Origin of the sequence: Dapis brunnea BLCC-M229 (assembly GCF_050015995.1) — a bacterium.
Taxonomy (GTDB): Bacteria; Cyanobacteriota; Cyanobacteriia; order Cyanobacteriales; family Microcoleaceae; genus Trichodesmium.
In genome coordinates, this window is record NZ_JBNHEP010000016.1 from 19,382 (window position 1) to 35,019 (window position 15,638).

Annotated in this window: 9 protein-coding genes; 6 read left to right on the top strand and 3 right to left on the bottom strand. The window is 37.5% G+C overall.

What is annotated here, in order from left to right; translation table 11 throughout:
* Nucleotides 1-2,522 (top strand): CHAT domain-containing tetratricopeptide repeat protein (locus ACP6PM_RS01610; protein WP_426581225.1); only part of this gene is annotated, 2,522 nt, incomplete at its 5' end.
* An 864-nt stretch (nt 2,523-3,386) separates the two neighbouring features.
* Here the strand turns inward: ACP6PM_RS01610 and mnmA are convergent.
* Nucleotides 3,387-4,481, bottom strand: coding sequence for a tRNA 2-thiouridine(34) synthase MnmA (mnmA, locus tag ACP6PM_RS01615; RefSeq protein ID WP_426581241.1), 1,095 nt, complete (start codon nt 4,479-4,481; stop codon nt 3,387-3,389).
* 459 nt (nt 4,482-4,940) lie between these two features.
* Between mnmA and ACP6PM_RS01620 the strand changes: the two genes are divergently transcribed.
* The 3 genes from ACP6PM_RS01620 to ACP6PM_RS01630 all read left to right on the top strand — a co-directional run bounded on the left by ACP6PM_RS01620 (nt 4,941) and on the right by ACP6PM_RS01630 (nt 9,952).
* A complete protein-coding gene (locus ACP6PM_RS01620) occupies nt 4,941-5,744 on the top strand; it encodes a hypothetical protein (RefSeq protein WP_426581227.1) in 804 nt (267 codons plus the stop codon).
* A 1,082-nt stretch (nt 5,745-6,826) separates the two neighbouring features.
* Entirely contained in the window at nt 6,827-8,353 is a 1,527-nt protein-coding gene (locus ACP6PM_RS01625) for an NAD(P)H-hydrate dehydratase (RefSeq protein ID WP_426581229.1), read from the top strand.
* A gap of 672 nt (nt 8,354-9,025) precedes the next feature.
* Entirely contained in the window at nt 9,026-9,952 is a 927-nt protein-coding gene (locus ACP6PM_RS01630) for a fused MFS/spermidine synthase (RefSeq protein WP_426581231.1), read from the top strand.
* Between the two features lie 24 nt (nt 9,953-9,976).
* Here ACP6PM_RS01630 and ACP6PM_RS01635 read toward each other — a convergent pair whose 3' ends face one another.
* On the bottom strand, nt 9,977-10,756 hold the full coding sequence (locus ACP6PM_RS01635; RefSeq protein ID WP_426581233.1) for a class I SAM-dependent methyltransferase: 780 nt from the start codon (nt 10,754-10,756) through the stop codon (nt 9,977-9,979).
* A 231-nt stretch (nt 10,757-10,987) separates the two neighbouring features.
* The gene (locus tag ACP6PM_RS01640; protein WP_426581235.1) at nt 10,988-11,287 is read right to left on the bottom strand and encodes a TRADD-N-associated membrane domain-containing protein; all 300 of its coding nucleotides are present in this window, start codon (nt 11,285-11,287) and stop codon (nt 10,988-10,990) included.
* Between the two features lie 202 nt (nt 11,288-11,489).
* Here ACP6PM_RS01640 and ACP6PM_RS01645 point away from each other — a divergent pair, with 202 nt between their 5' ends.
* Together ACP6PM_RS01645 and ACP6PM_RS01650 are read left to right on the top strand one after the other, a co-directional pair.
* Entirely contained in the window at nt 11,490-12,710 is a 1,221-nt protein-coding gene (locus ACP6PM_RS01645; protein ID WP_426581237.1) for an AAA-like domain-containing protein, read from the top strand.
* A gap of 303 nt (nt 12,711-13,013) precedes the next feature.
* Nucleotides 13,014-15,638, top strand: a 2,625-nt coding sequence (locus ACP6PM_RS01650) for an AAA-like domain-containing protein (protein WP_426581239.1), incomplete at its 3' end; no start/stop codon positions are given.

Below are 15,638 nucleotides of genomic sequence, written 5' to 3' on the forward strand. Positions count from 1 at the left end.
TCAATAACCTGGCATCATTGTACCAGAAGCAAGGGAACTACACAGAAGCCTTACCCCTATACCAAAGGTCAAGGGCAATAAGAGAGAAAGCATTAGGAGCAGGCCATCCAGAGGTTGCCAACAGCCTCAATAACCAGGCAGAACTGTACCGTGTTCAAGGGAAGTACACAGAAGCCTTACCCCTATACCAAAAGTCTCTAGCAATTAGAGAAAAAGCATTAGGAGCTGACCATCCAGACGTTGCCACCAGCCTCAATAACCAGGCAGAACTGTACCGTGTTCAAGGGAACTACACAGAAGCCTTACCCCTATACCAAAGGTCAAGGGCAATATTAGAAAAAGCATTAGGAGCTGACCATCCAAACGTTGCCCAAAGCCTCAACAACCTGGCATTACTGTACTTTGACCAAGGTAAGTACACAGAAGCCTTACCCCTATACCAAAAGTCTCTAGCAATTAGAGAAAGAGCATTGGGAGCTGACCATCCAGACATTGCTCAAAACCTCAATAACCTGGCATCATTGTACCAAGTCCAAGGGAAGTACACAGAAGCCTTACCCCTATACCAAAGGTCAAAGGCAATCTTTGAAAAAGCATTAGGAACTGACCATCCAAACGTTGCTACGAGTCTCAATAACCAGGCATCATTGTACCAAGTCCAAGGGAAGTACACAGAAGCCTTATCTCTACACCAAAGGTCTCTAGCAATTAGAGAAAAAGCATTGGGAGCTGACCATCCCTTGGTCACCACCAACCTCTACAACCTGGCATTCCTGTACCATGCCCAAGGAAATACAAGCAGTGCTATTGAATATCTGACGCAGGCAATGGAAGTACAAGAAACCACCCTCACCACTTTCCTCACTACAGGTTCCGAAAGCCAAAAACAAGCCTCCATGAGAATGCTTTCAGGCACAACTCACCAAACAATATCCCTACACCTCCAACACGCCCCCACCAACCCAGATGCAGCCAACCTCGCCCTCACCACCATCCTCCGGCGCAAAGGCCGCATTCTCGACTCCACCATCAACTCCCTACAAACCATCCGCGACAACCTCACCCCAGAAAACGAAAAACTCCTGGACAACCTGGCAACTACTCGCACCCAACTAGCTGCCCTCATCTACAATAAACCAGAAAATCTCCCACCAGAACAATATCGCCAACAAGTAGCTACCCTCAAAGGTAAAGCAGAGAAATTAGAAGCTGACCTTTCTCTGGCAAGTGCAGCATTTGCTAATACCACTAAACCAGTAACTATTGAAAGGGTACAAAAGTTAATTCCTGCTGATGCAGTATTAGTCGAAATTATGCAATATTACCCTTTTGATGCCAAAGCTAATAAATGGAAACAACCCCACTACGCAGCTTACATCCTCCATTCCACAGGCGCACCACAATGGATAGACTTAGGAACAGCAGCACCCATCAATAACACCGTCGCCGAATTTCGCAATAATTTATCACAACCAAATAGTTCCATCCAAGAAATTGCCCGCACTTTAGACAAACAAGTAATGGAACCCATCCGCCAAAAGTTAGGCAACGCCAAACACATTCTCTTATCTCCAGACTCCCAACTCAACCTTATTCCCTTTGCTGCTTTGGTGGATGAAAACAATCAATATTTAATCCAAAACTATAATATTACCTACCTCACTACCGGACGCGACTTAATCAAACTTGATATTGACTTCCCCACTAAACAACCACCTGTATTAGTTGCCAACCCCGAATACGATACCCCAGGCAATCCTACTTCTGTTCGACTCGTTGCTAATAATAAGCGTAGTCACAAAAAACCTACTAGAGATTTAGGCAGTATTTTATTTGCTCCTGAAAACTTAACTTTTGGAGCATTACAAGGAACAAAAGCAGAAGCAGAAGCTATTGCACCAATGTTATCAGGTGTGACTCTGTTAACCGAGTCGAATGCTACAGAAAATGCGATTAAACAAGTCAATGCTCCAGAAATACTGCATATTGCTACCCACGGTTTCTTTTTGGAAGATTTAGAAGAAGTTGCACCCCCAAGTTTAGGAGGTGGTTTTAATACTTCTATTCCTCCAGCACCATCCAACAAATTAGAAAACCCACTGTTACGTTCGGGTTTAGCTTTAGCAGGATTTAATCCTCGCCAAAGTGGTGATGAAGATGGAGTAATGACAGCGTTAGAAATTGCTAATGTAAGTTTGGGTGGTACAAAGTTGGTAGTATTATCTGCTTGCGATACAGGAGTGGGAGATATAAATGTGGGAGAAGGAGTTTATGGTTTGCGTCGGGCGTTATCTCTTGCGGGGAGTGAAAGTCAGGTGATTAGTTTGTGGCAGGTAGATGATTTTGGTACGAAAGATTTGATGGTGAAATATTATCAACGGGTGTTGAATAAAGAGGGGCGATCGGAAGCGTTAAGACAGACTCAGTTAGAAATATTGGCAACAGAGGAATATCAACATCCTTATTATTGGGCGTCGTTTATTCCGTCTGGAGATTGGAGGGAGATGGGAATTGAGAATTGAGAATTGAGAAGTAATCTCTGGCTAAGTTTGATATAGCGCTACGCGCTAGGGAATAGGGAATAGGGAATAGGGAATAGTAAACTGTCAAAGGGTTTCAGGATTTAGAAATTTCCTAACCTGAATGAGTAGCGCTATAATTTTATATTTTAACCTATTGGCGTAGTTCTATAAATAAACACCAACTTGTCATTGCGAGGGGGGATGGGAAAAAATTAGGTTCTTGGTTTGACCATGATTCCCCCCGAAGCAATCTCATAGATACCATAGAGATTGCTTCGGCTAGTATTAATGATTTTCCCAAAAGTTTCAGTTATTTACGGTCGCCTCGCAATGACTTGGGTATAGTAATTATCCAGATTTGATATAATTAGGACTTAGGCAGTTATTAGGAATTATAGCAGTTTTCATTAATGTAGATTACAGAGATTTTGGCTTCAAGGTAGAAGGCAGAAGTTTTGTATTCAACATTTCTGGAAAACCGCTACAATTCCTTAATTTAATAATTCTCAATTTGAGAAGTATTGCATAGAACCGATAAATCCTAAAAACCTAACCCCCCTGCCCCCATTCCCTCCTAGGGAAGGGGGGTTTCAAAGCCTCTCTCCTCGCAGGAGAGAGGTTTGGAGAGAGGTTTTTATGAGTTTACAAACAGCTTCTAAGTATATGAAGTACAGATATTAGCAATTATAGCAGTTTTCATTAATGTAGATTACAGAGATTTTGGCTTCAAGTTAGAAGGCAGAAGTTTTGTATTCGACATTTCTGGAAAACCGCTACAATTCCTTAATTTAATAATTCTGAATTCTCAATTCTCAATTCTCAATTCATAAATAATCAACTAAAATCCAGACTACAAACTAACAATTATTCCTCTTTTTCTATTATCCCTCCACCTAATAAAATATCTCCCTCATACCAAACAGCAGCTTGACCGGGAGTTATGCCAAAAACTGCTTCTTCAAACATTAATTTAACTCGAAAACCATCTTGAGGTTTCTCTTCATTAATACCTAAAGGAATAATATTTGCAGCTACAGGTAAACTGCGATATCTCACTTGCACCTCTGCGCGTATTGGCGTAGTTGGTGGGGCAATAGAAACCCAGTTAACCAGCTTCACAGTAGACTCCATTTTGGCCGCACTGTCGCGATCGCCCACTACTACTCGATTCATCACTGGGTCCAAATCAATCACATATAAAGGATGAGGGGCAGAAACTCCCAAACCTTTTCTTTGGCCAATCGTATAATGATGGACACCATCATGTTTTCCTAAGATTTGCCCCTCTTGGTCTACTATTTCACCTTGATGGGGAGTAATATATTTATCTAAAAATTCCCGCATCGAACCACTAGCTTCTACCAAACATAAATCCTGACTTTCTGGTTTATTAGCAGTTTTCAAACCATATTCTGCTGCAATGCGTCGGGTTTCACTCTTTACCATTTCTCCTAGAGGAAATACTGAACCTGCCAGTAAATCCTGTGTTAGATCGTACAGAAAATAAGACTGGTCTTTGTTACGGTCAACTGCACGTTTTAATAGATAGCGATCGCTATCTGAATCATAATCAATTCGTGCATAATGCCCCGTGGCAATTTTGTCAATACCTAATTTTTCACGGCCATAAGCCAACATCGGGCCAAATTTAACAGTTTTATTACATTGAGAACAAGGCAGTGGAGTAATTCCGGCACTATAACCTGTTACTAAATAATCAACAATATTTGTTTGAAATAAATCGCGAGTATCGACAATATGATGGGGAATACCTAATTGTTCGCAAATATAGGCAGCATCAACCATTCCATCGGAACAACATTGACCTTTTCCTTTCATTAACCAAAGAGTTAAGCCCTCGACTTGATATCCTTGATGATGTAATATTGCTGCTGCTGTGGAACTATCAACTCCACCAGAAAGACCGACTATAATTTTATTCATTGGATTTGAGTTTATAAAATCAAAACTATATGTATTTATCTTGATTATAGATTTTTTTTCTAACTTCTTTTTTCTACTTTTCTATATCCCTGTTTCCTGAATTACTACTATGTGCGGACGTTGCATGCAACGTCCCTACTTCCTAAAATAAACTAATTTTGTACCTCAGATGAAATCCCGTTATACAGTTATCGTATTTGCTAATTTCTATCAAGACAGAACAGACCTGATTTAGTATACTATTAAACGATTTCCTTTCTTTTTTTCTTATTTTTAACTTTTGACTCCCTTTTTCTCTGTTCCGTTTTTTGATTAATCCTGATATACACTTTGAATGAAAATGCTATAGATGATTTAACTTTATTTTGCCAATGCAAAAAGCTTAGTTTGATCGACCGCTAAAATCATCATTTATCGGAGTAACTAACCATGCTAAATCAACCTCTTGTAATATTATATTACAAAAAATCAAAAATGTCATTATTATCAATTATATTCGGAGGATTTTTAGCCCTAAGTTACCAGACTTTATCCCTGGGAAAAGTCATCAAAACTAAAACCTTAGCCAACAATCAAAATCAAAGCCAAAACACAATTTTTATTTCCAACAACAACACATCAAAAAACGAAGCACTAATAACAAATATTTCCAGATATCCAAGACCTCTGGAAAAATTACCACCATCAATCATCACACCCTCAAATAAACCACAAGAACCAATATTTAATCCTATAGAACCAAATCCATTTCCCAATTTACGATATGTTGTTTATATTGAGTCAGAAAGTCGAATTTTGTTAGGAATTATTCGACAGCAAGTTGAACCAAGAGCAGTATTTCGCTCTTTTGGAGACCAAAAAGTTATTCAAGTCGGAAGCTTTTCTGAGTTATTTTTTGCCTTAAATTTATTAGATTATTTAGAAGAAAAAGGTATTAATGGCGAATTATCAAAGCGCAACCCTGGTGAAGCATTTGGTGACCCTCTAGAACCTACAACTTTAGCACGCAGTGTATATCCTCCAGTTAGCCATTCAATAGTTTATGGACTTAGTAATACAGAATCTTATTATTTACTAATTCCTAGTAAGTCAAAAGATTTAGCTCTAATCACATATAAATTGGGATTATTGGGAGTTCCTGACAGAGGTATCCAGGTGACAGAAACACCAGAAAATGTAGCTATAGGACCTTTTGAAGAGAGAAAAATAGCAGAAAAATGGCAACGCTATTTATTAGATTCAGGGTTTATTAATGTAGTTATTTACTTTGGTCGTTAAAGGTAAGCATTCAGCTTTTAGCAGTCAGCTATAGCAATCCGTGGATAGGTTGCGGGTAATCAAAAAGTAAATAAAAAAACTGAAACTCTTACCAGTTAAGAGTTAAGTGTTCCCTAAAAAGCAGTAAGATTTTTGACAGGAATAAAATAGGATTGCTATATCAGTTATGAGTTGTTAATTCATTATTACACTGAAAGAGGAATTAGTTTTCAAGGAGAATTAAAAGTTATGTGTGTGCAGCATTCCGCAGTAAAGAAATAGGTCATCAGCTAATCTTAGGTAAGCATTCAGCTATTAGCTGTAAGCTCTCAGCAATGATATCCAGATCTTAAGGAGGAAGTTGAAGTTAATATAGCAATCCGCGCATAGGTTGCGGGTAATCAAAAAGTAGATAAAAAAACCGAAACTCTCACCTGTTCCCAGTTAAGTGTTCCCTCTCTTGGTGCGCGTTCCCTTGCGTCTGTCGCCGACGCGGGGTCGCACCGCTGTTCCCTAAAAGCGGTAAGATTTTTATACACAAATATACAGGGGATTGCTATATATACTTTAAAGTTGAATTACAAAGTTAATTTAAACAGATGTAATGGTTTGGTCTCGAAACCCAACCTATAGATTAAATGTAGGTTATTTTACTCTGAATATTAAATCAGGTTTACTTGTGTTATACCAATTACTAAAAATAGGTACAAAATATACTATTTTATCGTTTTTGTCTTAATTAATTCTTCTTCCTTCTTTGCCAATACTATTTTTCAATAACGACCGCTCTCTTGGTCGATTGGATATGGCGAAGTCTCCTCGCCATCCCATCCTGACGGAATGCTCCGCAAACGACCGCTTTTTCTCCATGAATGGAGAGGCTTTATATCTTAATTTTCCGGTTAAATTATTTATTTAAAGGAGTAATTAAAGGTAAAATTTACGCAATAAATAAAAAAAGTTGAGAGTTTTAGTTAGCAATCCAATATAGAAAAATCACCTGAATTTCACTCTAATTTCCCTTTTTTTCAATATTTACTCTTTCTTCCTTCTTACTTACTTCTACCATTTTTAACAAACATTTATCGCGCTTGGTATTATTTATGAACAATATCAAAGAAAAATTTATAGTGACTGCTGCACAAATGCGACAAATAGAAGAACGCATATTTATTGCCGGAATGCCAGTAGCCGCATTAATGGAAAAAGTTGCAGGATTAGTAACACGAAAAATCCAAAAATTATTAAATCCTAATATTAGTCAAATAGGTGTATTAGTAGGTCCTGGTCATAACGGCGGAGATGCTTTAGTAATAGCCAGAGAATTATATTTTCAAGGTTATGAAATAATAGTATACCGCCCTATTACTAAACTGAAAGAATTAACAAATGCTCATGCCAAATATCTCCAATCTCTAGGAGTTGATTTTATCGAAAATATTTCCCCGATTAAAAATTGTGACTTACTCATAGATGGTTTATTTGGCTTTGGTTTAGAAAGGGAAGTTTCTGGAGATTTAGCTGAAGCTATCAATCAAATTAATAGTTGGCAAAAACAGATATTTAGCATTGACTTACCTTCTGGAATTCATACAGATACAGGAGAAGTTTTAGGAACAGCTATTTGTGCGACTCACACATTTTGTTTAGGTCTGTGGAAACAAGCATTTTTACAAGACCAAGCTCTAGAATATATTGGTACATCTGAATTAATTGACTTTGATATTCCCCTGGCAGATATTACAGCAATTTTAGGAGAATTTCCTACAATTGAGAGAATCACAAAAACATCTGCTATAGAAAATTTACCCTTACCTCTTCCCCCAGCAACCTATAAATATAAAAACGGTAATTTATTATTAATTACAGGTTCTCATCCTTATACTGGAGCTGCAATTTTAACAGGATTAGCTGCCAGAGCAACAGGTGTAGGAATGTTATCAATTGCCGTACCAGAATCAATTAAACCTATACTAAATAATCACTTACCAGAAGCACTAATTATTGGTTGCCCCGAAACAGAAACTGGAGCAATAAAACAATTACCAAAAGATGTAGATTTAAGTAAATTTGAAGCTATTGCTTGCGGACCCGGTTTAACCACAGAACCTACATCTATAATAGAAAAAGTATTATCCGTAAATTGTCCTCTAGTTTTAGATGCTGATGGTTTAAATATTTGTGGAAATTTAGCAAACAACTCTTTAGTCAGTCAACGTCAAGCACCAACAATTATTACTCCCCACCTAGGAGAATTTAAACGTTTATTTCCTCACCTAGCAAATCAACTTAATAATCGGATATTAGCGGCTCAAAAATCTGCTGAAAATAGTAACCTTGTGGTGGTTTTCAAAGGAGCAAAAACAATTATTGCTAATAGTGAAAAAATATTGATAAATCCAGAAAGCACCCCCGCATTAGCAAGAGGGGGAAGTGGAGACGTACTTACAGGATTAGTCGGAGGTTTATTAGCTATTACTTCAACTAAAATTTCTCCATTTGAAGCTGTAAAAACAGCCGTTTGGTGGCACGCTCAAGCAGCAATATTAGCAGCAAAAGAACGAACAGAATTAGGAGTAGACGCTTTTACCTTAAGTCAATATTTAATACCAGCACTAGAAAAAATATAACCTTTATTAGTTGGATAGGAAATAGAAAACCTAGAAACTGAAATAACTCTTGATTTTTGCTTCAAAATTATATATAGCAATCCCCTGTATATTCGTGTCAAAAATCTTACTGCTTTTTAGGGAAAACTTAACTGGGAACACTTAACAGGTAAGAGTTTCAGTTTTTTTATTTACTTTTTGATTACCCGCAACCTATGGGCGGATTGCTATATAGCAATTCCTATGCTGATGAGGTACAAAATTCCTTTGTTTTATGGAACAGGGAACAGGGTATAGGGAATAGAAAATAAATAAAAATAGGTGTACCTCATTAGCCTGAGAAATGCTATAGCAATATGATTGAAGTTGTGAGATATTGGAAACTTTTAGGGAACAGGCAATAAGAAAAAACCTATCATAATTAATACGATAACTGCTATTGAGTGACTAGGTAAATATTTTTTATATAGAATCCAGTTATATAGCGTTACGCATTAAGGTTAGGACATTTATAAATCCTGAAACCCTTTGAAATTCTACTATTCCCTATTCCCTATTCCCTATTCCCTATTCCCTAGCGCTATATAATATATGTTTATAATTCTATCTATACCTCAATATTCAATCTTCCCATCTTCCAATCTTCCGACTTTCCCTATTCCCTTTAAATACCAATATGGAGGAAAATAATCAATGGCAGGTGCTAATCTTAATGCAGATTTGTATTTCGCTGAACAAATTACACCCTGGGATATTTATAAACATGGTATTGATAAAGTTCTTATTTATCAAAAAACAAAATATCAGGAAATGTATATTTTCGAGGGTGTTTATGGTAAAGCTTTAACATTAGATGGTAAGTGGCAGTCTTGCACTGAATATGAATTTCTCTACCATGAAGGTTTAGTACATCCGGCAATGATTTTTCATGGGTCTCCACGCAAAGTCTTAGTATTTGGAGGAGGAGAAGGAGCAGTAATACGAGAAGTTTTGCGCTGGAAAATTGTGGAAAAAGTAGTTATGGTTGATATAGATGGGGAAGTTGTGGAAGCTTGTAAAAAGTATTTACCAGAAATGCACCAAAATTCTTTTGACGACCCCCGTGTAGAATTAATTATTGATGATGCTCAGAACTTTTTAGACTCTTCTTCAGAAACTTGGGATGTGATTGTTTCTGACTTAACAGACCCTATTGAGTCTGGTCCATCTTTTCCCTTATTTACTCAAGAACACTATCAAAGTGTTCGTCAAGCTTTGTCCCCTGATGGTTGGTTTGTAGTCCAAGCAGGTTCAATAGCTCCTGCTGAAATGTATCTTCATGTCCGTGTAGTTAAGACTTTACAAACTGTATTTAATTATGTTTATTCCTTCGTACCTTATTCTACCAGTTATGGATGTCCTTTAGGATTTGTTGTTTGTTCTGACCAAGAATTTTCCTCTACACCAAACCCAGAAAAAGTAGACAGTTTATTGGCACAGAAAACTACAGGTGGTTTTAAATTTATGGATGGTATTTCTTTATTGGGTATGTTGCAAATACCTTTGAATGTACGACAGGCGATCGCTACAGAAACTCAGATATATACTTTGAAAGCTCCACCAAAAGATATTCAAGTTTGAGATTGAAAATTAACCAGAAAATTTCTACATTTCTACTTGTAATTCTGGTTTAATACCACCAAATAAAGCAATTTCAAACAACTTCATAAAACAGTCAACATGAATAAAACCTATTTTTCGTAACCAGTTACATTGAGTTTCTACAGGAACAAGAATATTGGCTGTTTTATCTGGGCGGTTATAATACTGCTGATTAATTTCTTCTCTGGATTTATTTGTGTCTTGACTTTGATGAAAAGCATAGAGAGAATCAACAAATAATTCATTAAATAACTGCTCAATTAATTCAGATGGTGAGGCAACGTGTTCCAAATTCAGAAATAATCCTCCAGGCTTTAATAATTGGTAAATTTCTTGATAGATTTCTTGTTTTCTTGTGTCTGGTTGATGATGAATTGAAAATCCTGATACAACTACATCAAATGGTGCTTTTTCCTGAACTTTATTTACCCATTCCGGTAGACCATAATCTTGAGTGATAAATTCAAAATCACCTTGATAATTATCAGCAACTTTGCTTTTTGCAGCTTCAATCATTGCTTCTGAAAAGTCTAAAAATACTCCTTGAGAATGAGGGTATTGACTGAGAATTGCCTGACCTAAAATACCATCACCACAACCTAAGTCTAAAAAGTTATTTACTTGGGATTTAGTTGTCTGAATAATTCTCAAGATAATGTCAATTTGTTCGGTAGCTAAAGGAATAGCACTCCTGATTCCAGAAAGATATTTTTGTGAAAGTTCTGCAGTTTTCCAGACTTGATAATTATTGTTCATTTTCCATAATTGTTGGTATTTTGTCACAAATATCTCATGTAATTTTAGTAGGGAGGATGAAGATTTGTCTACCCTACTAGCGTGTCTAGACTAAAATAGTGGCTTAAAAAAACCTAACCGCCCAACCCCCTTCCTATCCCCCCTTACCCCCCTTTGAAAGGGAGGAGGAGGGGGAGATACTCCCCTCTCCTTGTAGGAGAGGGGTCGGGGGAGAGGTCTTCCAGGTTGCTCAAACTTACGGAAAATTTCAGCTTCAGCCTAATCTTCATCTTTGAATTCGGTGGCTATTTTATCAAGTCTTTCATTAGTATCTTTAGTCATTTTTAGTAAGCCAATACTAACAATTTTAGATGCAAGTCCGCCTGCGGTTGTGGCTGTTCCTTCAGAAGTTTTTCCTGATAGTAAAATTCCTACACCTATTACACTAATAATGGCACTAATTATAATTAAGCTTAGAGCAATATTAAAGCTTAATTTTGCTTGACGCAAGCGTTCTTTAATAACCAGTTGTTCCGTTGTGTTAGGGGCAGAATTTTGATTATTATTTAGTATAGTCATAGTTGAAACTCCTCTTTTAATTCCTGGTTTTCTTCTACAATTTCATTAAAAGATACTGATGATTGAGTTTCAGCTTGTTGATAGAAAATAATTTGTCTGACTTGTGACTGACTTAATCAAAAATTCTAGGCTGATGAGTGAGTAGTGCTAAAATGTAGCGTAAGTATTTATAGATTTATTCAGCTTTTATTATAGCTAAGTTATGTCTTCTAGATCCCTGAGAGTCGCACCAGAATATCTGGAAAAGGTTAAATTGGCTGTTAAACGTAATAATTTTCCTAGTCAAAAAGCTCTAGCTAATGAGTTAGGTATTGTTCGTTCAACTGTCTCTAATTTTCTCAATGGCAAACCTGTAGATTTCTTAAACTTTACCGAAATATGTGAGAAATTAAGTCTTGATTGGCAAGCGATCGCTCAAATACCAGGAAAAGAAACAGAACTAGAAAAGGTCATTTATATTGAACGGCCACCTATTGAATCTATTTGTTATAAAACTATCTTACAACCAGGCTCTTTAATCAGAATTAAAGCTCCTAAAAAAATGGGGAAAACTTGTTTAACTAATAAAATTTTAGAGCAAGGTAAAAAACATGACGACCAAACAGCATCTATTAATTTATTAGATGCTGATACTGCTAATTTTCAGGATTTAGATAAATTTTTGTGGTGGTTTTGTAGTGGGGTAGGTCGTGAATTAAATGTGCCAAAAAAAATTTTACATGAATCTTGGGATGAAGAAGATAGTAGTAAGGTTAATTGTAAGATTTATTTTGAAGAATGCTTATTACCAAAAGTAACAAAATCATTGGTTTTATGTATAGATAATATAGACTTGATTTTTCCACATCCAATTGCTGAAGATTTTTTGCCATTATTACGTTCGTGGCATGAGACAGCAAAGAGAAAAAATCTTTGGAAAAAGTTACGCTTAGTAGTAGTTCATTCGACAGAAGTTTATATTCCTTTAGATATTAATAAATCTCCTTTTAATGTGGGTAAACCTATCGAGTTACCAGAATTTAATTTGGAGCAAGTATCTAGACTTACTGAAATTTACGAATTAAATTGGCAAGCTGAACAAGTGAAAAAGTTAACTGATTTAGTAGGAGGGCATCCTTTTTTATTAGAACAGGCTTTTTCTTATTTAATAAATCATCAAAATTCAACCTTATCGGATCTACTAGAAAAAGCACCAACTAATGCAGGAATTTATCGCAGTCATTTGCAAGAATTATTGTCAACTTTAGAAGGTAATTCCGAACTAAAAGCAGCTTTTAAGAAAGTTGTTATGGCAACAGAATCTGTAAATATAGATTCTCTTTTGACTTATAAATTGTATAGTTTAGGATTGGTAAAATTAGTAGGTAATAATGTTATTCCCAGATGTGAATTATATCGGCAATATTTTTATGAACGCTTATAATAATATGACCTCTCCCCTAACCCCTCTCCTACGAGGAGAGGGGAACAATTACCCTAAAGGATATCTTTCCCCCCCCTTCCCTTAAAATGATGTTCCAGATGTAAATTATATAGGCAATATTTTGATTCACCCTTGTCATAATATGACCTCTCCCCTAACCCCTCTCCTACGAGGAGAGGGGAACAGTCCCCTTTTATAAAAATTAGGAATCTTTCTCCCCCTTCCCTTGCAGGGAAGGGGGTTGGGGGGTTAGGTTTCCCCCTATAGAAAATAAAATCTAATTACTGATTTCCCCTAACTTCCATGAACACAAAACAAGACCAAAATTACCAATATCAAGTAGGAGGAAGTTTACCTGCTGATGCTCCTAGTTATGTGAAGCGACAAGCAGATAAAAATCTTTATAATGCCCTCAAATTAGGAGAGTTTTGTTATGTGTTGAACTGCCGACAAATGGGAAAGTCAAGTTTAATGTTACGCACTAAGGCGAGATTAGAAAAAGAAGGGTTCGCCTGTGCTGCAATTGACTTAACTGATGTAGGTAGTCAAGAGATTAATGCCAAGCAATGGTATCGGGGTATTATTCAAGAATTAGTCAGCAATTTTAACTTGACTATTAATCGGCGGGCGTGGTTAAAAGAAAGAGAAGATTTATCCCCTGTACAACAATTTAGGGATTTTTTAAGGGAAGTTTTGCTACGGGAAGTAGGGGAAAATATTGTCATTTTTGTTGATGAGATAGATAGTTTAATTAGTCTGGATTTTCCCACCGATGATTTTTTTGCTCTGATTCGTGCTTGCCATAATAAACGGGCAGAAAATCCTGAATATCAAAGATTATCTTTTGCTTTATTTGGGGTGGCAACTCCTTCTAATTTAATTGCTGATAAAACTCGGACTCCTTTTAATATTGGTAGGGCGATAGAGTTAACAGGTTTTAGTTTCCCAGAAGCAAAAGATTTTCTAACTCCTGGTTTAGAAACTCAGGTAGAAAATCCAGAAAAAGTATTAGCTGAAATTTTAGAATGGACTGGTGGGCAACCTTTTTTAACTCAAAAGTTGTGTCAAATAATTGTTAAAAATAATGATAGTCGTACTCCCGATGTAGCAGAGTTGGTTCAGACTTATATTATTAATAATTGGGAATCTCACGATAACCCAGAACATTTACGGACAATTCGCGATCGCCTATTGGTAAATGAAAAACGGGCAAGTCGGTTGTTAGGGTTGTATCAGCAAGTTTTGAATTCGATCCCCCTTCCGTCCCCCTTGGAAAGGGGGAGACCAGAAGAAATCCCCCTTCCGTCCCCCTTAGAAAGGGGGAAACTAGAGGAAAAGCCCCCCCTTATCAAGGGGGGGTTGGGGGGGATAACAGCAAATGACACCCCCGAACAAATGGAACTCCGCCTCACAGGTTTGGTTGTCAAACGTCAAAGTCAGTTGCAGGTTATGAATTATATCTATCAACAAGTATTTAATCTCCAGTGGGTAGAAGAGGAGTTAGCTAAGTTACGCCCTTACTCTGAGGCGTTTGCTGCTTGGCAAAAGTCGGGATATCAAGATGAGTCGCGACTGTTGCGGGGTAAAACTTTAGCTGATGCTTTAGTGTGGTCTGGGGATAAAAGTTTGAGCGATCGCGACTATCGCTTTTTGAGTGCTTCTCAAGAGTTGGAGAAACAGGCGATAAAAAGAGAATTGGAAGCAGAGAGAAAAGGGAAGCAGATATTAGAAAAGGCTAGACAGAAAGCACAAAAGTTGGTGCGCATCAGTTATATAGTATTCACACTATCGCTTGTGGGAGCAGTTATTAATGGAGTGAGAGCTTGGCAAGAAAATCTCAAGTTAGCGGAAAAAGAAGCAGTGCAGAAAAGTGATACTTCTAATATACTTGCTGAGTCTGGCAAAAATTTTGAGGCGTTGCGGCAAGCTTTGAGAGCAGTTAAAGAACTACCACACTCTAACCCGATATTTCGGCCTAAAGCTGAAAACAAAATGAAAATAACAGATATTCTCCGCCAAGCCATATATATAAATCAACAGACCTACCAAGAACATAACCGTCTTCAAGGCCATGAGAATTGGGTCTGGGGTATAGCATTTAGTCCGGATGGAGAGACTATTGCTTCTGCCAGTAGTGACAAAACAGTGAAGTTATGGAACCGTCAGGGGAAATTATTGCAGACTCTCATTGGCCATGAGGATTCGGTCAATGGTGTAGCATTTAGTCCGGATGGAGAGACTATTGCTTCTGCAAGTCGTGACAAAACAGTGAAGTTGTGGAACCGTCAGGGTCAATCATTGCAGACTCTTACCGGCCATGAGGATTGGGTCAATGGTGTAGCATTTAGTCCCCATGGAGAGACTATAGCAACTGCAAGTTTTGACAAAACAGTGAAGTTGTGGAACCGTCAGGGTCAATTATTGCAGACTCTCACCGGCCATAAGTATTCGGTCTGGGGTGTAGCATTTAGTCCGGATGGAGAGACTATAGCAACTGCAAGTGGTGACAATACAGTGAAGTTGTGGAACCCTCAAGGGAAATTATTACAGACTCTTACTGGCCATGAGAGTTCGGTCTATGGTGTAGCATTTAGTCCGGATGGAGAGACTATAGCAACTGCAAGTGATGACAAAACAGTGCAGTTGTGGAACTGTCAGGGTCAATTATTGCTGATTATCATCGGCCATGAGGATTCGGTCAATGGTGTAGCATTTAGTCCGGATGGAGAGACAATTGCAACTGCAAGTCGTGACAAAACAGTGAAGTTGTGGAACTGTCAGGGTCAATTATTGCACACTCTCACCGGCCATGAGGATTCAGTTTTAGGTGTAGCATTTAGTCAAGATGGAGAGACTATTGCAACTGCCAGTGCTGACAAAACAGTGAAGTTGTGGAACTGTCAGGGTCAATTATTGCATACTTTCACC

Excerpts from the sequence above, each read along its gene's own strand:
- ACP6PM_RS01620 (WP_426581227.1), top strand. The coding sequence starts at position 4,941 with ATGTCATTATTATCAATTATATTCGGAGGATTTTTAGCCCTAAGTTAC.
- ACP6PM_RS01625 (WP_426581229.1), top strand. The coding sequence starts at position 6,827 with ATGAACAATATCAAAGAAAAATTTATAGTGACTGCTGCACAAATGCGA.
- ACP6PM_RS01630 (WP_426581231.1), top strand. The coding sequence starts at position 9,026 with ATGGCAGGTGCTAATCTTAATGCAGATTTGTATTTCGCTGAACAAATT.
- ACP6PM_RS01640 (WP_426581235.1), bottom strand. The coding sequence starts at position 11,287 with ATGACTATACTAAATAATAATCAAAATTCTGCCCCTAACACAACGGAA.
- ACP6PM_RS01645 (WP_426581237.1), top strand. The coding sequence starts at position 11,490 with ATGTCTTCTAGATCCCTGAGAGTCGCACCAGAATATCTGGAAAAGGTT.